Here is a 20,969-nt window from a genome sequence, read left to right on the forward strand (position 1 = left end):
TCCATTCCGCTTTATCTGGCGTATATCCGCAGGGCCCGTTAATTTGTTCTCCTGATGCGCCGTTCACTTCCTCGGAATGGACGGCTATTGAAGTTTTACGAAGTACTTATGCGCAAGAAGTGCATACAGGTTCGATAATTTATAAAATGAGTAGAGACAAATTCAATTATACTGCTCTAAGCTGCACACCCATTGGGGGAGGGCCTGTTGGCTAGCAGCGGTAAGCCTTTGCGCATTCTTCATCTGGGCTCTTTATACGCACCCTATTCTTTCGGCGGGGCCGAACGCGTAACCGAAATCCTGGCCGAGCACCAGGCGGCCGCAGGCCATGAGGTCGCCGTCGCGCACCTGGTTCCGGCGCCGCAACACGATTCCGTCCGCAACGGCGTCCAGATCAAGCCCGTGGCCCATCGCAACCTGCTGTGGATCGAAGAGACCGGAAAGTTCCCGGCGCCCCTGCGGGTCATCAACAAGGTTTGCAGCATTTTCAACGTGTTGATCGCCAGCGATGTGGGCGCGATCCTGGACCGGTTCAAACCCCACGTGCTGCACACCCATTCGATGGTCGAACTGCCCCCCATGGTGTGGGCGGAGGCGCGCAAGCGCGGCATCGGCGTCGTCCATACGCTGCACGATTACGATCTTCTATGCGTGCGCGCCGCCCTGTTTCGCAACGGCAAAACGTGCGAGCGCCAGCACGCCGGCTGCTCGGTCATTTCGGCATGGAAACAGCGTTTCCAGGCCAATATCGACGTCGTTGTTGCGGTGTCGAAACACGTGCTCGATATTCATGAGCAGTACGGTCTGTTCAAGGGCCTGCCGGCCGAGCGCAAGCGCGTTATCCTGAACCCCGTCGCCATGACGCCGCCAAAGGACAGGGGCCCAAGAGAGAAAACCTTTACCTTTGGTTATCTGGGCAGCATCAAGACCGAAAAGGGCATGGACGTCCTGATCGAAGCCTGCCGCGCGTTGGAGGCTTCCCGGCCGGAAACGGGCTGGCAGTTGAAGATCGCCGGCAATGCGCCGGGTGGAATGGCGCCATGGCTAGAGAAGGCGAAAGGCCTGCCGATCGAATTCCTGGGCTTTCAGAACGCACCGGACTTCCTGTCGTCGATCGACGTGCTGGTCGTGCCGTCGATCTGGGCGGAACCCTTTGGCCTGACCGTCATCGAATCCTTTGCCATGGGCGTTCCGGTCATATGCTCGGATGTGGGGGTCATGCCGGACATTGTCGGGCGCGTGACACCGGATTGTGTCGTGCCCGCCTCCGACGTCAATGCCCTCGCCGGCCGTATGCAAGGTGTGCTGACGCAAGGTCGCGACGCCCTGCCGAAACCGCCGGCATTCGACACCGTCATCGAAGCCGTCAAACCGGCCCGTATTCTCGATCAATACATGGACGCGTATCACCACGCCATCACTATGACGGAGCCGGGGCGCGCCGGCAAAACCGAGCCGGACGTCCGTGAGGCCCGTATTGCTCCGTAAGCCGGCTACCCTCAGTTAGCGATATTGATAAAGTCCCGCTGACGCCCGTTCAGCCGGACGGCCGTCAGGACGCCCGTCTCATAGGCGCCGGTGTCGACACCGATGCGCCACTCCTGATTGACCGGCTCAAGCGTCGGCGTATGTCCGTGCACGACGACATAGTCGCACGCCCTGGGCGTGCTCAGGAACTCATCGCGGATCCACAGGAAGGTCTCCGGCCCCTGGTCGGCCAACGGCTTCTTCGGTGACACGCCGGCGTGGACGAAAAGATAGTCGCCGGCCTGGAACAGGTATTTCATACGCTGGATCAGTTCACGGTGCTGCGGCGGCAGGCGTCTGCGCAACTCTTCCCGGACCGCGGCGGCCGTGCTGCGGAAATCGAGGTTAAACGGCACCTCGACACCATAGGAGGTCGCGCAGGTGTCACCGCCGTACTTGAGCCACATGGCGTCCCCGGTGGCCAGGAAGTTCATCATCGCCCACTCGTGGTTGCCGATCAGCACCTCGAGTTCGCACCAGCCGCGGCCGGCGTCGATGTGGGACTGCATGCGCAGGATTTCGTCGATCACGCGCGACGAGGCCGGGCCACGATCGATATAGTCGCCCAGCAGGACGACGCGCGGCGTCACCCGGAAAGACTGTGCGTCCAGGCGTATTTTTTCCAGCAAGCCGCAGAACTGATCGAACATGCCATGGACGTCACCGACCGCATAGGTCAGGCGATCGATCTCGGCATTGTTAAAAGTCTGCTGTTTCTTTTTGAAAAGACCAAACAAGGGACACGAGACTCTGTAAATGCGGTTGACGTGGCGTCTTTGCGATGCAGCCTATCATATGCGGGCAATTCCGTCGCATGCAAGTGCAGCCGAATTGCATGGCAATCTGCGCCCGCCCCACCATATTGCATCGCAGCACAAACGGGAATATCGTCTTTTATAGAGACAGCGCAAGAGGGAATTTGACGTGAGCCCAACGAACATGCTGCGCGCGCTCTGCTATCGCGCCCGCGAGTCCACGTCGGAACCGGTCATAAAAAACCTGCAAATTCTTCGTTTTTTAGCCGCCGCCTGTGTTCTGTTTGAGCACACGCAGTATGAATCGACGACCCGGCCCTTCATCGACAACAGCCAATATCAGCTCGTTGATTTCTTCTTCTGGCCGGGCGGCGTCGACATTTTCTTCGTTATCAGCGGCTTCATCATGTACACGATCGGCCGCCATCAGTTCGCCCGGCCCGCGGCTTCCACCGATTTCATGCTGCGCCGGATCATCCGGGTCGTGCCGAGCTACTGGGTCTTCACGACGCTGATGATCGTGGCCGCCGCCGTATTCAGCGGCAGCGTCGACAAGGGCAGCATGTCGGTCCTCGACATCGTCCGGTCCTATCTGTTTATCCCGTATGTGAATGCCTATGGCGGCTACTATCCCGTGCTGTCCCTGGGCTGGACGCTGAATTACGAGATGTTTTTCTACGTCCTGTTCGCGATCGCGCTGCTGTTCGATGCTCGCCGCGGCATGCTGTTCGTCATTTCCAGCCTGACGGTGCTGGGTGTAGTCGGCATGACGGGCCTGGTGACGGTTCCGGTGCTGGCCTTCTGGTTCAATTCCATCGTCCTGGAATTTGTGTTCGGCATCGGCCTGGCATGGCTTTATCAGAAAGGATGGCGTCTCAGTCTCTTTGCCGGACTCGGACTGTTCATAGCCGGCCTGCTGCTCGTCATGCTGGGCAAACACCACCACCTCGACCTCACCGCCCTGAATTGTCGCGCGCTGTGGCTGGGCCTTCCGGCGCTGATGATGTGCGCGGGCCTGGTTATGATCGAAAAGCCGGGGACCGCGCCCGGGATCGTCCGCGCCCTGGTGTTCGGCGGCAATATATCCTTCGCGCTTTACCTGTCTCACCCATTTGCCATCAACGTCACGGCGCTGCTGGCCAAAAAGGCCGATATCCATCAGCCCTGGCTGTTCATGAGCCTGGCTATGCTATGCGCCCTTTGCGCCGCAGCATTCTTCTATCTCGCGATTGAAAAGCCGGTGACGCGCGTTCTCAACGGGCTGATAAGGAAACGCGCCGTCCCACAGTCGACCTGAACCGGCCCATAGTGGTACACCGGCGTTCATATTTTGCTGCAATCGCGAAGGCAATCACTCTCCGATCAGGAGAAAACGGTTCTCATACGTCCGGCACATAGTTAATAGTCCTGGCGTTACAGTTGGCTGGCTGTTTGAAGAACAGGAAAAGCCCCGCCCGCAACAGTCCCTTATGCAGTTTGATTTCAATGCGTTATTAGATTGGGAACGGCTGGAGGGCCAAGGCCTGCCAGGCTTTGCCAGGGGTGAATGGGTTAACCCTGCCACCATGAAACGACGTAAAAAATAAATTAAGGCGTTTTCGCCCTTCGCTATTGCAATAATTTCTGCGTGGCGGCATAATTCTTGAAGGGGCGATGATAACGCGAGAGGTGTAGTCATGCCGGATACCGTTGAGTCCACGCATACCCTGTATGCCGCACAACCGATCGCCAACAGCGGTGAGAAAAAGGCGGCCCAAATGAGCGAACCCCTTGTCGCACGCAGCATCTGCAAGCGTGTCCTAGATGTCGCCATCGCTTCGATGGCACTGGCCTTCCTGTTGCCGGTCTTCGTTATTGTTGCCGCGCTGATCACACTCGAATCAAAAGGCGGCGTCTTCTTCCTGCAACGCCGCACCGGCCTTAACGGCAAGATTTTCCAGATTTACAAGTTCCGTAGCATGCGTGTCGCCGAAGATGGCGACAAGGTCGTGCAGGCCAAGAAGAACGACGACCGCGTCACCATGGTCGGCCGCTTCATCCGCAAGACGTCGATTGACGAGTTGCCTCAGCTCATCAACGTCCTGAAAGGCGATATGTCGCTGGTCGGTCCGCGCCCGCATGCCCTGGCCCATGATGGCGAATTCGCCATTCAGGTCCCGAGCTATCAGGGCCGCTTCCAGGCGCGTCCGGGCCTGACCGGTCTGGCCGCCATCCGCGGCTACCGCGGCGAAATCAAGACCCACGCCTGCATCGAAGGCCGCGTCAATGCCGATAACGAATACATCCAGAGCTGGTCGATCTGGAGTGACGTGATGATCATCGCCAAGACGGTTCCGATGATCTTCAAGGACAAGAACGCCTACTAAGCTTTACAGCGCATAGACAATACGAAGAGACCCGGTGCGTTCACCGGGTTTTTTTGTGCCTGATGACAAGGATTCAGCGCCTTGTATCTGGTTCCCTTGCGTAACCTTCGGCCTATTCCGGCGGGAGGCTAGCCGTCGGCACCGGCGCCTTGGGACGGCCCGTCAGCGTTTTGCCGATCCGGATGCCCGGCCGCTCGACGTAGGTGTAGGTCAGGTGCGCCAGAGCAACCGTAATGGGCAGGGTCAGCGGGACGTAGATCATGCTGTCGATGCGCGAATAGCGGAACAAATAGACCACGGTATCGTGCAGCAGGTAGATCGAATAGCTGATCGTGCCGAGATAGACCAGGACCCGGCTATAACCGTCGCTTTTCAGAAACAGCAGGCCGAGAAAGACCGCCGTCGCCGTTAGCCAGTTCAGGAGTATGCACAGGAACGAAATCCCGGGTTTGGCGTCGTCACGGAAGACGGCATAGGAGACGAACATGATGACCAGGGTCAGCACCAGGGATGTACCGAAATAGAGCCGGTAGCGATCAAGCCCCAATCTCCCTGTCCGGAACAGGTAGGTGATGTATCCCAGGAAGAAGCTGACAAGGAAGGCGATCTTGCCGAACGGCAACTGACGCTGCAGCGTCACATTCAGGACCAGAAACGCGGCAAGGCAGGCCATAAGCCCCCAATAGAGCAGGCCGGCGTCCTTTTCCCGCCGCACAAAGACCAGGATCGCGAACAGTCCGTACCAGATGAGCTCGAGAAACAAGGTCCAGCTCGGCCCGCCAAAGTTCGGCAATCCGATCCATTCCTGCACGAAGATGATATGCGCCAGCAGGGCCTGACCAAGATTGGGCACGCTTGTTCGAAACAGCGCAAAAGTGATGAACAGGTTGATCAGGATGACAAAGATATAGAGGGGGTAGATGCGGAAGACCCGCGCCAGCCAGAAGGATTTGAGGTCACGTCCCGATCCTGCCTGGGAGTATGGGATGACGTAGCCGCTGATCATGAAGAAGACCAGGACGCCGATCTGGCCGAAATTGATGACGTTCTGATGGACATAGTGGATAAGCGTGTTGTCGTAGTGCTCGACGGAATGCTGGAGAACCACCAGAATGGCCGCCAGACCTCTCAGGACATCGATGGATGCTAATCTCTTGGAATCGCCCATTGTCTCTCCAAGCCAGACTAGGGCGTAATGCGCTTAAAACGCATTACGCCCTAGTTTTTTGCTTTGTCGCGATATTATGCCGAAAACCGCTTTACACTTTTCGGTATATCGCTCCAGTGCGATCTGACCGGTGGACGTTAGCCGCTTCCATACGGCTGTCAACAGCGCTTTCGCATCTGCGAAATTTTTGCCCTTCACAGACCGGCCATAGCCGCCTACACTCTTGACGGCGGCAACATATCCAATCATTACAATGATATTGCCGATATACGAGATTTTGTAACAAGACTGCGTTTTCAAGGGCCGTTCAGGACGTGCCGGTCTGCCCGCAAGGGTGTTTCGTTCGACGCCTTCTATTTTGCCTGGCCTGCCCCTGTCGGGAGACCCAAGCTTCGACACGGCTGCCGATCCGATGCCTGATTTTCGTGCAATGATCTTGAGGTGGTAACACATGTCAGAAGGCAAGGCGGTCCGCCGCACTCCTTTCATCGCGAAATTCGGCGCCGCGGTCATCGCCCTGTTGCTGGTGCGGCATACCTTCGGCGGTGCGCTGCGGATGCTGCTCCAGAACCTCAACCTCAACTTCGTCTGGTTCATCCCCGACGCCCTGATTTCGGCCGGGATCGCCATGTGCTTCGTGGCGGCCTACCGGTCGCGCGAGCCGTTGCGCCGCAATGTCATGATCCTGTCGATCGTTTTCATGCTGGCGCCGGCGGTCATTGGCTACCTGAACGGCAATAACCCGCTGTCGATCATATCGGGTTACAAGATCATAGCCCCCCTGATCTTCTGCATGAATACGCCTTTTCTGCTCAGGGAGATGACGCGCCGCTACTTCATCCTGTGGTGCGTGCTGCTGGCGGCGACCATCATCTTCCTGGCGGTCAACCAGTTCATGGACTTCCCGTGGGTCGGCAGCAAGTTCTCGCAGTTCGGCGTCGAGCGCGACATGTCGCGCGAATGGTACGCAGGCTATCTCAAGGATGGCACGACCGAACGCGTGACCGTCACCCGCCTGGCCGGCGCCTCGGTGGCCAGCGTGTCGGCGGCGGCCCTGATCGTCATGTTCTATTGCCTGATTCGCACGCGGCTGAGGAATATCTGGGTCGAACTGCTGGTCGTTGCCGCCTGCGCCTACGGCGTCTACCTGACCGACAGCAAGACCACTTATATCTGTCTGCCGATGATCTTCATTGCCGGCAACCTGATCAGCCCGCCGGAGGCACTGCGGAGGATGCTGTCCTTCGACCTGAAGCCCATCATGCAGCAGGGCATGTCCTACCTCTTCCTGGCTGTCGGCATCGTTCCGATGATTATCGGCTTTTCCCGCGAACCCGTCCCCTATTTCGCCTATAACAGCTTCCAGGACCGCGTGAACTTCACCTGGCCGTCGTCCATGCTGCGCATGCGGGAAATCGGCGGCGACGGCGCCTATCTGTGGGGCACCGGGTATGGCTCCTTCGGCAGCCCGTCGGTCTATAGCGGCAAGTACGTCCTGACGACCTCAGCGGTCGACAACTTCATGCTGTACCATTTCGCCATCTGCGGACTGCTGGCACTGGCGCTCTATTACCTGCTTGCCCGGGTCGCCACCAAGGCGGAAGGCACGGCCTATGCCATGTTCGCCGCACTCGTTCCCTTTAGCTTCGCCACCAGCAACGAAGGCCCGGAAATCCTGCTGCTGGCCGGCCTGGCGATCTCCAACGTCATTTACGCCCACCGTATTCAATATTCGCCGTTTAAGCTAAAAATGAAGGTTCTGTACTAAGCATTTCCGGCCCGTGCCTTGCAAGGCGCGGACATACCCACCGGAGCCATCCGATGATGTTTTATGTTGCGATGCAACATTACACTGTTATGATGCTCTAAAGACCAAAACCGCATTCCAAAAGGGTTTCATGCTCGCTTCCTGCCTTATTTTCGCCCCGTGGGCGCGCGTATCTTTCGCGACCGCGTTGACTCAAAACGATACAGCCATGACGGAGCGGTACTAATATGAACGTCTTCATAACCGGAACGGCTGGCTTTATCGGCTTTCATCTGGCGCGCCGCCTTTTAAGCGAAGGCCATAATGTCCATGGCTATGACGCCATGACGGAATATTATGACCTGCGCCTGAAGCACGCCCGCCTTGATATCCTGAAGGCCGAGGCGAACTACACCCATACCGAAGCGATGCTGGAGGACATGGAGGCGCTCACCGAGGCCGCCACGGCTTGCCAGCCCGACGTCATCGTCCACCTGGCCGCCCAGGCCGGCGTGCGCTACAGCCTCGAACAGCCGCGCACCTATGTCAGCTCGAACCTGGTCGGCTCGTTCAACATCCTTGAAATCGCCCGCATCCTGAAGCCGAAGCACCTGATGCTGGCCTCGACCTCCTCGGTCTACGGCGCCAACGAAAAGGTGCCGTTCGAAGAGGCCGACAAGACGGACGAGCCCATGACGCTTTACGCCGCGACCAAGAAGTCGATGGAAGTCATGGCACACTCCTACGCGCATCTGTGGAAGATCCCGACGACGGCTTTCCGCTTCTTCACGGTCTATGGTCCCTATGGCCGCCCGGACATGGCGCTGTTCAAGTTCGTCGCCGCCGCCGGCAAGGACGAAGCCATCGACGTCTATGGCATGGGCCAGCAGGAACGCGACTTTACCTACATCGACGACCTGGTCGAAGCGATCGTCAAGCTGATCCCGGTCATTCCGTCGGAAGACAACCGCGTGTCGGATGATAAGGCGCGCGAAACCCTGTCCAAGCTTGGCCCCTTTCGGATCGTCAATCTCGGCGGCGGCCAACCGGTCGGCCTGATGCCCTTCATCGACACCATCGAGGAAGCGCTGGGCAAGCCGCTGACCAAGAACATGCTGCCCATGCAAAAGGGCGACGTGCCGCGCACCTATGCCAGCCCCAGGCTGCTGCAGGCGCTCACCGGCTTCCTGCCAAGTATCGATGTCAAGCAAGGCGTGACGGCCTTTGTTGACTGGTTCCGCGCGTACAACAGCAAGGCGTCCTGAACAAGAGGCTGACTCCCATGCCCCAAGTCCTGGTTCTCGGAAAATACTACCCGCCGTTTTCCGGCGGGATCGAGGTAAATACCCGCGATGTCAGCGAGGCCCTGGCCAAGGGGCATGATGTCACCGTCTTCTGCTTCAATCACGAACGCGGCACGAAGGTGGAAACCATCAACGGCGTTCGCGTTAAACGGTTCGGCATGCTGGCCAATGTCAAAAGCCAGCCTGTCAGCCTGTCGATGATCTTCGAGATCGCCCGGGCCAACCCCGACATCGTGCATTTCCATGCGCCGAATTTCGTCGCCAATGCCGGCCTGTGCCTGATGCTCCTGATGGGCAAGCGGCCCAAGATCGTCATTACCCACCATACCGACATCTTCGGCCGCAAGATGCTGAAGAACCTGCTGATGCCGCTGTATCGCTTCGTGCTGAACCGCAGCACCTTTGTGATCGTAACATCGGGCAAGCTGATCGAGATTTCCGACGAACTGCACGAAGGCCCCAACTACCGGGTCATTCCGCTCGGTATCAATCCGGCGCAGTTCGCCGTCGAAACCCTGGAAGCCCCCGCGCCCGGCCCCAAGCCGATCGGCTTCCTGGGCCGGCACGCGCGCTACAAGGGCCTGGGCGTCATGCTCAATGCCCTGTCGAAACTGCCCGGCGTCCGCGCCAAGATCGCCGGCGACGGCCCTTACCGCGCCGAAGCCGAGGAGCTGGCCGACACGCTGAAGGTCAAGGATCGCGCCGACTTCCTGGGCGATATCCGCAACATGAAGGACAAGATCGCCTTCTACCGTTCGATCGGTGTCTTCGTGTTTCCCTCGACCGAGGTGACCGAGACCTTCGGGATTTCGCAGCTGGAAGCCATGCTCATGGGCGTGCCTGTGGTCGCTTCGAACCTGCGCACCGGTGTGACTGATGTCGCCATTCATGAACAGACGGCGCTCCTGATCGAGCCCGGCAATTCCGAGCAGCTGACCGCCGCCATCGCTCGTCTGCGCGAGGACGAAGAACTGCGTGACCGCCTGACGGCCAATGCGCGTGAACACGTCCTGACGCGCTTCACCCACGAGGTCATTATCCGCCAGACGACGGAACTGTTCGACGAAGCCCTGCGCGCGGAAAAGAGCGACGAAAAGGCGAATGAAAAGTCCCTGGCCGATGTCGCGTGACAAACCGGACCTGTTCATCAACGGCCGCTTCCTGACGCAGGACCTGACCGGCGTCCAGCGCTACGCTTCGGAAGTCGTCAAGGCGCTAGACGGACTGCTGCTGGCCGCCGGTCCCAACGCGCCCGCCTGCCGCCTTCTGGCGCCCAAGGGCTCGGATGCCAATCATCTCGGGCTCAAGGCCATCGACTTCGCCACCGGCGGTCCCATGGGCGGTCACCCCTGGGAACAGACCTGGCTGGCCGCGGCCGCCTCGGGCGGCGTGCTGGTCAATCTGTGCAACAGCGGACCCATCCTGCATCCGCGCGCACTGACCGTCATCCACGACGCCGTCGTCTATCGCATGCCCGGGCATTTTTCGGCCAATTACCGCCGTCTTCACCAGGCACTGGGCCGGGTGCTCAGCAAGGGCTCTCGTCTCGCCACGGTGTCGCACTTCTCGCAAGGCGAGCTGAGCCAGGTCCTGAACCTGGACGCCGCGCGCATAGCCGTTATTCCCAATGGCACGGATCATATCGCCCGGGTCGTCCCGGATGACGGCGTGACAGCGCGCCAGGGCCTCACGCCCGGCCGCTATTTCCTGTTCGTCGGATCGCCGGCGCCGCACAAGAACCTGGCCATGGCGCTCAAGGCGTTCAGCCAGCTTGAAAACAGTGGCATGACCTTCGTCGTGGTCGGCGCCGCCAAGTCCAAGGTCTTCGGCGACGGCGGCCTTGAGGTTCCCGACAATGTGGTCTTTACCGGCCGCCTGACCGACGCGGAAATCGCCGGCCTGTACCGTCAGGCCGCCGCCTTCGTCTTCCCGAGCCTTTATGAAGGCTTTGGCATTCCGCCGCTGGAAGCCATGGTCCACGACTGCCCGGTCCTGGCATCGGACATCGGCTCGTGCCGCGAAGTTTGCGCCGATGCCGCCCTGTTCTTCCCCCCTGATGCCCCCGATGTCCTCGCCGGGCTGATGGCGCGTATCGTGGCCGAGCCCGACACGGCCGATTCCTTACGTGCCAGGGGCCGGGTGCGGATCGATCATTACAGCTGGCGAAGCAGCGCGCAAAAGTTGCTCGACCGCCTCTATCTGGGTGACCTGCTGCGCGGCCGCGCGCCCGGGCTGAAGGCGGCCGCATGACACCACGGGCCGCGGAAGATCGCTTTTTCGCCAAGCTGAAACGCGACGTCGCCATGTGGGAAATCGCCTGGCAGAAAAAGGCGTCCGCCGGCATGGTCATACGGCTTCTGCTGTTCGAAGGCGGCTTTCAGTTCGTCACCTTGCTGCGTGTCGTCGAAGCGTCGGACCGCGTACCGCTGATTGGCTCCTTCCTGTCGCTGGTCCTGCAATACTGGACCAACCGGTTCTTCGCCTGCGACATGGCACGGCGTGTTACGCTCGGCGGGGGGTTGTTCGTTCCGCACCCCACTGGCATCGTCGTCGGCGCGGACGTCGTCATCGGCCGCAATGTCAGTCTGCTGCACCAGGTGACGATCGGCCGCGTCCGTCCGGACACCCATACGGCGCCACGCATCGGCGACGGCGCCTATCTCAGTCCCGGCGTCAAGATCATGGGCGACATCGCCATCGGCGAGAACGCCATGATCGGCGCCAATTCGGTCGTGCTGAACGACATACCGCCCCATGCCGTGGCCGTCGGCTCGCCCGCGCGCGTCGTGAAGCGCAAGGAGCGGCTAAGCGTAATTTAAGTGCTGGAAGATAAACACTTTTTGCATGTGCGAGATAAATTCGTTTACTCCCTCGGGCATGCATGTTAACTCTTCCGTAGTGAAGGAGTTGTGGGGCGATGTTGGCGTAAGCAGACTCTGTACGTGTTTGCGATACAGATAATGGATCGGTGATATGTTCGGCATCTTCAGAGGCACAGGCTTCAATATCCTCACCGCCATTTCGCCCGTCGGAATGGTCATGGTCGCCTTCCTCTTCCTGGTCGGCTCGACCTTCGTATCTCCGGACACCTATCAGGTCGTGCTCAAAGAGCCGAACCTGATGCACATGAATGGCAAGCTGATCGGCTTCATCTCGCTGACCTGCCTGGCATTCCTCGCCGGCTTCTTCCTGATGGGCGGCAATTCGGGCAATAACCGCCTTCTCAGGTCCGGCGCAGCGGGCGAAAACGTCAACAAGCTGTACCATGTCTATCCGCTGCTGGCGGCCGCGGCGCTGAACCTCTATTCCGTCATGATCATGCTGAAGAACACGCCGGGTCTGATTGGCTTCGTCCTGTCGGCCAACGGCAATACGGCAAAGCAGGTCATCGACACGACCGGCGGCATGGCTGGCGCCCAGCCGCTTCTGATCGCCATGATCTGGTGGGCCATGGGCAAGCACATGGTCGTCTTTCCAAACCTGAAGACGAGCGCCGCCAAGCTGTCGGCCGCGCTGATCGGCGGCGGCCTGTGCCTGGCGATTCTCATCTCCGTCCTGAAGGTGGCGCGCTACGAAGTCATTCCGCTGCTGGTCGGATCGCTGATCGTCTATCTGGTGATTTCGGCCCGGCGCGGAACCTTGAACGCAAAAAAACTGACCGCCATTGGTCTGGGTTGTGGCGCGGCCGTCGTCGCCATCTTCATTGCCTTCTCGCTGCTGCGCGGCAATACCAGCGAAGGCGTCGAACAGAACCTCTATGGTTACGGCCCGACGGCCGTGAACCACCTGGCCGCCGTGATCGACGGGCGCCTGCAATTCCCTTACGCCGGCACGGGCACCTACACCTTCGAATTCCTGTCGCGCGCACCCTTCCTGTACAAGTTCATCAACTTCCAGGCATTGCTGGGCCTGCCGGACCCGGTCATGGTGTTCGAATCGGAATTCGATGCCACGCGCCAGGCCGGGCTGAACGCCGCCTACAACTGGGTGACGGCGCTGGGCTATTACTACATGGACCTGGGCCCCTGGTATTATCCCTTCTTTGTTCTCATGGGCGCCTTGTCCTGCCTCTTCTGGAAGCACGCGCTGAAGGGCCAGACCCTCGGCCTGGTCATGTATCCCTTCACGGCGGGCACGATCCTGCTGTGGATGACCTCCAACGCCTTTACCCGCGCCCAGCTGATGACCTACCTGATGATGGTCGTCGCGCTGGCCATCTATGACCAGCTTTTCTCACGGCGCGCGCGTAACCCGCTACAGGAAAGCATGGCGGCGCGCGGCGCGGTGAACCCCAGCCCGCGTCCGCAGATGGACCTGCGACGCCCCGCGCTCAGGCCCCAAGGCCGCCCGCAAACCCGGCAGCAACCTCCCGGGCCTGAAACACGCCGCTAAAGCAGAACTTGCTCTAGCATTTTGTTTTGTCGCGATATTTCGCCAAAAAATCCCTACACTTTTCGGCATATCGCTCTCAATTTCGTTGGACATGTTTGTTTTGCAGTGCAATATAATTTGGCCTGCTCGTAGGAAGCTTGCCGCTCGATTTCGGACGACGTGACTTATGCAGATTAAAACTTACGACATTTCCGGGCCGGTTCTGATCACGCCCAAAAAGTTCGGCGACAGCCGTGGCTATTTCATGGAGGCGTTCAAGGACGTTTGGTTCCGTGAAAACGTGGCCGACATCGGCTTCGTTCAGGACAACCAGTCCCTGTCGGCCCAGGTGGGCACCATTCGCGGCCTGCACTATCAGGCGCCGCCCGTGGGCCAGGGCAAGCTGGTGCGCTGCCTGAAGGGCGCGATCTTCGACGTTGCCGTTGACGTGCGCCCCGGTTCCGCGACCTTCGGCAAGTGGGTCGGTGAGACCCTGACGCCCGAAAATGCCGGCCAGCTGTGGGTGCCGGAAGGTTTCCTGCACGGCTTCTGCACGCTAGAGCCCGACACTGAGGTGCTGTATAAGGTGACCAATCCCTACAGCCCCGAACATGACCGCGGCATCGCCTTCGACGATCCCGAAATCGGCATCGACTGGCCAGTCGATCTTTCCACGGCGGTCCTGTCCGACAAGGACAAGGCGCAACCGAAACTTTCCAGCCTGCGCTGAATGCCGCGGGCCTGAGCCCAATATTAAATAAAGGGATTTGATATGCGTATATTGGTAACCGGCGGCGCGGGCTTTATCGGGTCCGCATTGGTGCGCTATCTTGTGTCGGAGGAAAAGGCCGAGGTGCTGAACCTCGACAAGCTGACCTATGCCGGCAATCTCGCTTCGCTGAAGCCCATCGAAGGCGCCAACAATTACAGCTTCGTGCAGGCCGATATCTGCGACCGCAACGCGGTTGTCGCCGCCATCGAAGGCTTCCGCCCCGACCACATCATGCACCTGGCGGCCGAAAGCCACGTCGACCGCTCGATCACCGGCGCCGGCGAGTTCGTCCAGACCAATGTGGTGGGCACCTTCACCCTGCTGGAGGCCGCGCGCCACTACTGGAACGGCCTGGGTGGCGACGCCAAGGCCAATTTCCGCTTCCTGCACGTCTCGACCGACGAGGTCTATGGGTCTTTGGGCGAAACCGGCCTGTTCGAAGAGACCACGCCCTATGATCCGTCCTCGCCCTATTCGGCGTCGAAGGCGGCCTCGGACCACCTGGCCAAGGCCTGGCACCGCACCTACGGCATGCCGGTCGTGGTATCGAACTGCTCGAACAATTACGGCCCCTTCCACTTCCCGGAAAAGCTGATCCCGCTCAATATCCTGAATGCGCTCGAAGGCAAGCCTTTGCCGGTCTATGGCGACGGTTCCAACATCCGCGACTGGCTCTATGTCGAGGACCACGCCCGCGCCCTGCACCTGATCGCCTCGAAGGGGCGGCTCGGCGAGACCTACAATGTCGGCGGCCGCAATGAGCGCAAGAATATCGACGTCGTGCGCCGCATCTGCGCCATCATGGACGAACTGCGCCCCAACGGCGCGCCACACGACCGCCTGATCACCTTCGTCACCGACCGTCCGGGCCACGATCACCGCTACGCCATCGACGCCACCAAGCTTGAGACCGAGCTGGGCTGGAAGGCGCGTGAAAACTTCGACACCGGCATCGACAAGACGGTGCGCTGGTATCTCGATAACGAAGCCTGGTGGCGTCCCTTGCGCGGTGAGGTCTATACTGGCGAGCGCCTGGGCGTCCTGGCCGAAGCGAAGGTGTGATCATGCGCATCGTCGTCACAGGCAAGGAAGGCCAGGTCGATACGTCTCTGGCGGAGCTGGGCGAAAAGCTCGGCATCGAAATCGTCCGCGTGGGCCTTCCCGAGGTCGATCTGTCGAAGCCGGAAACGCTTGCTGCGCCTATCAAGGCGGCCAAGCCCGATGTCATCATCTCGTCGGCGGCCTACACGGCGGTCGACAAGGCCGAGAGCGAGACCGACTTGGCCCAGGCCATCAATGGTGACGGGCCTGGCGAACTGGCGCGCATCGCCGCCGAACTGAACATCCCCATCCTGCACCTGTCGACCGACTATGTCTTCGCCGGCGACAAGGACGGCGTCTACGATGAGAACGACACGCCGGCCCCGGTCAGCGTCTATGGCAAGACCAAGCTATCGGGCGAGGAGCAGATCCGGGCGGCGACCGAAGACCATGTCATCCTGCGTACCGCCTGGGTTTACTCGCCCTATGGCAACAACTTCGTCAAGACCATGCTGAGGCTTGGTGAAACGCGCGATGAACTGAACGTCGTCGCCGACCAGAACGGCTGCCCGACCTATGCGCCGGAGATCGCCCGCGCGCTTCTGACGGTCGCCCAGCGCGTCGCAAAGGACAGTGATCCGGCACTTCGCGGCACCTTCCATCTGACCGGCCAGGGCGAAACGACCTGGGCGGGCTTTGCCGAAGCCATCTTCGCCGGGTCAAAGGACCGCGGCGGCAAGTTCGTCACGGTCAACCCGATCCCGACCTCGGCCTATCCGACCCCGGCCCAGCGCCCGGCCAACTCGCGCCTGTCGGGCGAGAAGCTGGCCGCCACCTACGACCTGCGCCTCGATCCGTGGCGCGTATCGCTGAATGACTGCCTGACGCGCCTGACCGGTGTGGCGGCAAGCCAGGAGACTACAGTATGAAGGGTATCATTCTTGCCGGCGGCAGCGGCACGCGCCTGCACCCCATGACCATCGGCGTCTCCAAGCAGATGATGCCGGTCTACGACAAGCCGATGATCTATTATCCGCTGTCGACCCTGATGATGGCCGGCATCCGCGACATCCTGATCATCTCGACGCCGCACGACCTGCCCCTGTTCCAGAAGCTTCTCGGCGACGGGAGTAAGTGGGGCATATCGCTCTCCTACGCCGAACAGCCCAGCCCCGACGGCCTGGCCCAGGCCTATATGATCGGTGCCGACTTCGTCGGGTCCGAACCGTCGTGCCTGATCCTGGGCGACAACATCTATTACGGCTCCAACCTGACCGAGACGCTCGAAGAGGCGTCGAAGCTGACCTCGGGGGCTTCTGTCTTCGCCTACCAGGTCTCCGACCCCGAACGCTATGGCGTCGTCGAGTTCGATGACAGCTTCAAGGCCCTGTCGGTCGAGGAAAAGCCGGCGCAGCCCAAGTCGAACTGGGCCATCACCGGCCTCTACTTCTATGACAGCCAGGTCGTCGACATCGCCGCCAACCTCAAGCCATCGGCGCGCGGCGAATACGAAATCACCGACGTCAACCGCGTCTATCTGGAGCGCGGCGAGCTCTCCGTCCAGCCGATCGGCCGCGGCTATGCCTGGCTCGACACCGGCACGCCCGACAGCCTGCTCGATGCAGCCGAGTTCGTCCGCGTCCTCGAAAAGCGCCAGGGCATGAAGATCTGCTGTCCCGAAGAAGTCGCCTGGCGTCACGGATTCATCGACAACACCCAGCTGGAAACCCTCGCCAAAGCCCTCGGCAAGAGCGAATATGGCAAGTATCTCTACCGCGTCCTCGCGCAATAAGGCCCGATGTCCGGAAAACTGAACCTTCAGAAGATGCTTGTGCCGCTCACCAATATGGGCCTGCGTGGCGTGGGTCTGGTGGGGCGTTTTGCCCTGTCCTTCTATCTGGTCAAGTTCCTGAGCCTGAGTGAGACGGGCCAGTTCGGCCTGATCGTCGGCGTGGCCGGTGTGCTGCCGGCCCTGTTCGGCTTCGGCATGAACTATTTCCTCAGCCGCGAAATCATCGGCGTCGACATCGAAGATGCATTCGCGCGCATCCGCGACAAGATGGTGGTCATGGCGTCGCTGCTCGGCGTTACCCTGCTCGGCGCCCTGGCCGTCAACACCGTCCACCCAGTGAACATGCTCGGCAATCTTTGGCTGGCAGGGCTGATCATCGTTCTCGAGGTCATCGCGTTCGACCTCCACATCGTCCTGATCAGCCTGCGCAAGCCTTTGCTGGCCAACTTCCTGCTGATCGTGCGGTCGGCGGCATGGGTCTTTCCCTTCATCGGCGTAAGCTTCCTGTGGCCGCAGTACCGCAATCTCGACACCCTGCTGGTCTTCTGGCTGGCCTCGCTGGTCCTGTCCTTCCTGGTGCTGTGGCTGTTCACCCGCACCTGGCCGTGGCTCAAGACCTTAAGCCGCAGGATCGATTCCCAATGGATCGGCCATACGATCAAGGCCGCCGGCCTGGTCTATCTCAGCGACCTGGGCCTCGTCGTCTATTCCTATTTCGACCGTTTCTTCATCGCCGGGCACCTGGGACTTGCGGCGACGGGCGTCTACACCTTCTACTGGACCATGGCCAATGCCCTGCTGGTGCTGATCACCGCCGCCGTGGTGCAGGTGTCCCTGCCTGGGCTGGTCGACGGCTTCAAGGCCGGTGAAGACGCCTGGCGGCAGAGGTTCGGCCGGATGCTGGTCAAGGCGCTGGCGGGAAGCTTGGCCATGGCCGTCGCCATGTACGGCGCCGTCACCTTCCTGATGCCCTATATCGGCAATCCGGAGCTGTCGCGGCACCCGCTGATCTTTCCGCTGATGCTGCTGGCCATCGTCGTCAAGATCGTCGCCGACATGACGCATTACGGCCTCTACAGCCGCAAGAAGGACCGCACCCTGGCCCTGGTCAATATTTCCGGCATCGTCGTCAACCTGATCCTGACCTTCGCGCTGGTAACCCTGTTCGGCCTGATCGGCGTCGGCGTGTCCATGCTGGGTACCGCCGCATATCTGCTGATGAGCCGGGGATGGTTCCTTTATCGCGATGTCACGTCCGGCCGTCCGGCGATTATCGCGGAGGAGCGGACATGAAAGCTGAAGGTTTCAGAACCAAGCTGCGCGCCGACGCCCAGTGGTATTTCCGATCGTGGAAAAAGCCGAAGCCCGGCCTGGGCGCCTGGCTGCGGCTGATCCTGCTCACACCGGGCTATCAGCTGGTCATATCGCTTCGCTTGCAGGAAAAGCTCGGCCGCATCCCTAAGGTGGGCGCCCTGCTGCGCCGCATCCTCTGGTACATGACGACCCAGTACTTCAATTCTGACATCGACCCCCAGGCGCAGTTCGGCCCCGGCCTGTACCTGCCGCACCCTATCTGTGTCGTGATCGGCGCCGAGGTGCGTGCCGGCCGCGACGTCGTCATCCTGCAGGGCACGACGCTGGGTCGGCGCGGCGAACCCGACGGCCACCTGGTCATCGGCGACGACGTGCAGATCGGCAGCGGCGCCAAGGTTCTGGGCGTCATCACCATCGGCAAGGGCGCGCGCATCGGCGCCAATGCCGTCGTGCTCAAGTCGGTGCCTGAAAACGCCATCGCCGTCGGCATCCCGGCGCGCATCGTGGCGAAGACGCAATCCACCTCCCCCGTGCCCACGCTTGAGACCCTGTAGCGCCATGGAAGACATCACGCTCATCAGCGTCACCTACGGCAAACGCTGGCATCTTCTGAAAACCGTGCTCGAGGCGGCGCGCGACCAGGGCGTGCGGCGCGCCTTTGTCATCGACAATGGTTCGCAGGACGATCTGGCGACCCTTTTGCCGAAAACCTTCGGCGACTGGGCCAACCGCGTCGCCATGGGCCGCAACAGCGGCTCAGCCGCAGGCTTCAAGACCGGCATGGAAACCGCCATGCAGGCCGGCAGCGAATATATCTTCGTCCTCGACGACGACAATATCCCGGCCCCCGGGACGGTCGACAAGCTTGTCACCGACCTGAAGGATCTCCGCAAGGATACCGACCTGGCCGCCGTCTGCGGTCTGCGCGACGATCACGGCGGGGCGGCGGCGGAACGGGCGGCGGCGGGCTTCAAGCCGCGCTTCATCGATTCCTTCCTGAACTTCCACCTGCTCGATATCCCGAGCAAGATCGCCTGGCGCAAACGTGGCAAGGACTTCGTGGCCCCCGAACTCCCCGATCGCATCCCCATCCTGCACGGCCCCTATGGCGGGCTGATGTTCCATCGCTCACTGATCGACCTGATCGGTTATCCCGACGGCGACTTCGTGCTCTATGACGACGACACCGACTTCACTTATCGTATCACCAAGGGCGGCGGGAAGCTGGAACTGGTCCGCGACGCCGTTATCAGGGACGCCGAAGCGTCGTGGTACGCCGAGGACACCAAGCCGACCGCAACGTCTTTCGACGCCTGGCTCACCGCAGGATCGGACTTGCGGATTTATTATGCCATGCGCAACCGTTCCTATTGGGAGTCGCATCGCCGCACCCCGGTAAGTCCGTTCTATTACCTTAATGCCGCCGCATACATGTTTATCCTGACGACTTACGCCGTCATGAAGCGCAAGACGCGGCGGCTGCCCATCGCCTATTCCGCGCTGTCGCACGGTTTTGCCGGCAGATTGGGTGAAAACGCTGTGTTCCGCCTCAAATAGACGGACCGCGACAGAAGGAGACCCGTGATGCGTCCCGTGCCTGTCTTGTTTGCGTTGAGTATCGCCATCCTTGCCCCTTCCGCCTTCGCCGCCGATGCCTCGCGGCTGGAGGGCGCGGTTTTGGTTGGCTATCAGGGCTGGTTCCGCTGTCCCGGCGACGGCAGCGGGTCGGGCTTCACCAAGGGGCATTGGTTCCTGGCCGGGCCCAAGGGACCGGACAGCCTTTATCCAGGCAAGCGGCGCTGGATCGTCGACATGCTGCCGGACGTGTCTGAGATGGATAAATCCTCGCTGTGCACCGTGCCGGGCAAGACGCGCGGCGGCAAGCCCATCCAAGTCTTCACGTCCTTCGCACCAGCGACCCAGCAGACCCATTTCCGCTGGATGCGGGAATACGGCATCGACGGCGCGCTGGTGCAGCGCTTCGTCAAGCGGCTGCCGCAGGAATACCAAGAGAACGACCAGGTTCTGAAGAACATCATGGCGGCGGCGCGCGACAATGGCCGGGTCTTCGCCATCGAGTACGACGTGACCGACGCCAAAGGCGACGTCTTTGGCGCGTTGAAAGCCGACTGGCAGCGCCTGAAGCAGATGGGCGTCACAAAACAGCCCGGCTATCAGATGGACGAAGGCAAGCCGGTCGTGTCGCTGTGGGGGCTGGGCTTTGGCGACGGCCGGCATATTTCTGATCCCGACACCGCGCTGGAAATCATCACCTGGTTCAAGGGCCAGGGTGTGCGCGTCATGGGCGGCGTGCCCGGTTACTGGACCAGCCTCAGCCGTGACAGTGCAAAGGACCCGCGCTGGACGAAGGTCTACGCGCAGTTCGACATCGTCCAGCCCTGGGCGGTGGGTCGGTACCACAGCCCGGACGGCGCCGCCCAATGGGCGCAGATGCAGTACCCCAAGGACGTCGAAACAACGAAGCGCAACGGCCAGAAATATATGCCGGTCATCTTCCCCGGCCTGTCCTGGAAAGGCTCGCACCCCGAGGCCAGGAGCAATGAAGTTCCGCGCAATGGCGGCGACTTCCTGTGGCAGCAGGCGGCGGCCGCGAAAAAGGCCGGGGCGAAGATGATCAAGATCGCCATGTTCGACGAGGTCAACGAGGGCACGGCGATTTTCAAGGTTGTCAAGACGCAGGACCTTGTGCCTGCTGACGGCGACTGGGTCACCCTGGATGCCGACGGAAAGGCCCTGCCGAGCGACCATTACCTGAAGGTGGCGGGCAGGATCGGCGATCTTTTTCCCTAGA

At 60.7% G+C, this 20,969-nt stretch carries 19 protein-coding genes; 17 read left to right on the forward strand and 2 right to left on the reverse strand.

Features of this window, described 5'->3' with window-relative positions; genetic code table 11:
- Positions 1–207 precede the first annotated feature (207 nt).
- Entirely contained in the window at positions 208–1,488 is a 1,281-nt protein-coding gene (locus tag J2X24_RS11570) for a glycosyltransferase family 4 protein (protein ID WP_209721398.1), read from the forward strand.
- A gap of 11 nt (positions 1,489–1,499) precedes the next feature.
- Here the strand turns inward: J2X24_RS11570 and J2X24_RS11575 are convergent, their stop codons facing one another.
- Positions 1,500–2,264 carry a metallophosphoesterase gene (locus tag J2X24_RS11575; RefSeq protein ID WP_245344643.1) on the reverse strand — a complete coding sequence of 255 codons (765 nt, stop codon included), beginning with the start codon at positions 2,262–2,264 and terminating at the stop codon, positions 1,500–1,502.
- Positions 2,265–2,451: 187 nt separating this feature from the next.
- Here J2X24_RS11575 and J2X24_RS11580 point away from each other — a divergent pair, with 187 nt between their 5' ends.
- Together J2X24_RS11580 and J2X24_RS11585 are read left to right on the forward strand one after the other, a co-directional pair.
- On the forward strand, positions 2,452–3,579 hold the full coding sequence (locus J2X24_RS11580; protein ID WP_209721401.1) for an acyltransferase family protein: 1,128 nt from the start codon (positions 2,452–2,454) through the stop codon (positions 3,577–3,579).
- A 379-nt stretch (positions 3,580–3,958) separates the two neighbouring features.
- Positions 3,959–4,648: an exopolysaccharide biosynthesis polyprenyl glycosylphosphotransferase gene (locus J2X24_RS11585; protein ID WP_281064951.1), complete on the forward strand. Its 690-nt coding sequence runs from the start codon at positions 3,959–3,961 to the stop codon at positions 4,646–4,648.
- A gap of 112 nt (positions 4,649–4,760) precedes the next feature.
- Here J2X24_RS11585 and J2X24_RS11590 read toward each other — a convergent pair whose 3' ends face one another.
- Positions 4,761–5,816: an acyltransferase family protein gene (locus J2X24_RS11590; RefSeq protein ID WP_209721404.1), complete on the reverse strand. Its 1,056-nt coding sequence runs from the start codon at positions 5,814–5,816 to the stop codon at positions 4,761–4,763.
- Between the two features lie 451 nt (positions 5,817–6,267).
- Here J2X24_RS11590 and J2X24_RS11595 point away from each other — a divergent pair, with 451 nt between their 5' ends.
- The 14 genes from J2X24_RS11595 (at position 6,268) to J2X24_RS11660 (ending at position 20,968) form a co-directional block, all read left to right on the forward strand.
- Complete coding sequence (locus J2X24_RS11595; protein ID WP_209721407.1) at positions 6,268–7,584, forward strand: hypothetical protein; 1,317 nt, start codon at positions 6,268–6,270, stop codon at positions 7,582–7,584.
- Positions 7,585–7,811: 227 nt separating this feature from the next.
- The gene (locus J2X24_RS11600) at positions 7,812–8,828 is read left to right on the forward strand and encodes an NAD-dependent epimerase/dehydratase family protein (protein WP_209721409.1); all 1,017 of its coding nucleotides are present in this window, start codon (positions 7,812–7,814) and stop codon (positions 8,826–8,828) included.
- 17 nt (positions 8,829–8,845) lie between these two features.
- Positions 8,846–9,997 (forward strand): glycosyltransferase, encoded by a 1,152-nt coding sequence (locus J2X24_RS11605; protein WP_209721412.1) that lies wholly within the window; start codon positions 8,846–8,848, stop codon positions 9,995–9,997.
- The gene (locus tag J2X24_RS11610; RefSeq protein WP_209721414.1) at positions 9,969–11,117 is read left to right on the forward strand and encodes a glycosyltransferase family 4 protein; all 1,149 of its coding nucleotides are present in this window, start codon (positions 9,969–9,971) and stop codon (positions 11,115–11,117) included. The genes J2X24_RS11605 and J2X24_RS11610 overlap by 29 nt, the downstream gene beginning before the upstream one ends.
- A complete protein-coding gene (locus J2X24_RS11615; RefSeq protein ID WP_209721418.1) occupies positions 11,114–11,686 on the forward strand; it encodes a serine O-acetyltransferase in 573 nt (190 codons plus the stop codon). Before J2X24_RS11610 ends, J2X24_RS11615 begins: the two co-directional genes overlap by 4 nt.
- Before the next feature lie 154 nt (positions 11,687–11,840).
- Complete coding sequence (locus J2X24_RS11620) at positions 11,841–13,259, forward strand: hypothetical protein (RefSeq protein ID WP_209722083.1); 1,419 nt, start codon at positions 11,841–11,843, stop codon at positions 13,257–13,259.
- A gap of 166 nt (positions 13,260–13,425) precedes the next feature.
- The gene (gene rfbC, locus J2X24_RS11625; protein WP_209721421.1) at positions 13,426–13,968 is read left to right on the forward strand and encodes a dTDP-4-dehydrorhamnose 3,5-epimerase; all 543 of its coding nucleotides are present in this window, start codon (positions 13,426–13,428) and stop codon (positions 13,966–13,968) included.
- A gap of 42 nt (positions 13,969–14,010) precedes the next feature.
- Complete coding sequence (rfbB, locus tag J2X24_RS11630) at positions 14,011–15,072, forward strand: dTDP-glucose 4,6-dehydratase (RefSeq protein WP_209721424.1); 1,062 nt, start codon at positions 14,011–14,013, stop codon at positions 15,070–15,072.
- Between the two features lie 2 nt (positions 15,073–15,074).
- The gene (gene rfbD, locus J2X24_RS11635; RefSeq protein WP_209721427.1) at positions 15,075–15,980 is read left to right on the forward strand and encodes a dTDP-4-dehydrorhamnose reductase; all 906 of its coding nucleotides are present in this window, start codon (positions 15,075–15,077) and stop codon (positions 15,978–15,980) included.
- Positions 15,977–16,843 carry a glucose-1-phosphate thymidylyltransferase RfbA gene (gene rfbA, locus J2X24_RS11640; RefSeq protein ID WP_209721430.1) on the forward strand — a complete coding sequence of 289 codons (867 nt, stop codon included), beginning with the start codon at positions 15,977–15,979 and terminating at the stop codon, positions 16,841–16,843. Before rfbD ends, rfbA begins: the two co-directional genes overlap by 4 nt.
- Before the next feature lie 6 nt (positions 16,844–16,849).
- Entirely contained in the window at positions 16,850–18,136 is a 1,287-nt protein-coding gene (locus J2X24_RS11645) for a lipopolysaccharide biosynthesis protein (RefSeq protein ID WP_209721433.1), read from the forward strand.
- The gene (locus tag J2X24_RS11650; protein WP_209721435.1) at positions 18,133–18,711 is read left to right on the forward strand and encodes a serine O-acetyltransferase; all 579 of its coding nucleotides are present in this window, start codon (positions 18,133–18,135) and stop codon (positions 18,709–18,711) included. Before J2X24_RS11645 ends, J2X24_RS11650 begins: the two co-directional genes overlap by 4 nt.
- 4 nt (positions 18,712–18,715) lie before the next feature.
- Positions 18,716–19,714 (forward strand): glycosyltransferase, encoded by a 999-nt coding sequence (locus J2X24_RS11655; RefSeq protein ID WP_209721437.1) that lies wholly within the window; start codon positions 18,716–18,718, stop codon positions 19,712–19,714.
- Positions 19,715–19,741: 27 nt separating this feature from the next.
- Positions 19,742–20,968 (forward strand): glycoside hydrolase family 99 protein, encoded by a 1,227-nt coding sequence (locus J2X24_RS11660; RefSeq protein ID WP_209721440.1) that lies wholly within the window; start codon positions 19,742–19,744, stop codon positions 20,966–20,968.
- The last annotated feature ends 1 nt before the right edge of the window (position 20,969 follow it).

The sequence above is a fragment of the Asticcacaulis solisilvae genome, from assembly GCF_017875235.1.
Lineage (GTDB): Bacteria > Pseudomonadota > Alphaproteobacteria > Caulobacterales > Caulobacteraceae > Asticcacaulis > Asticcacaulis solisilvae_A.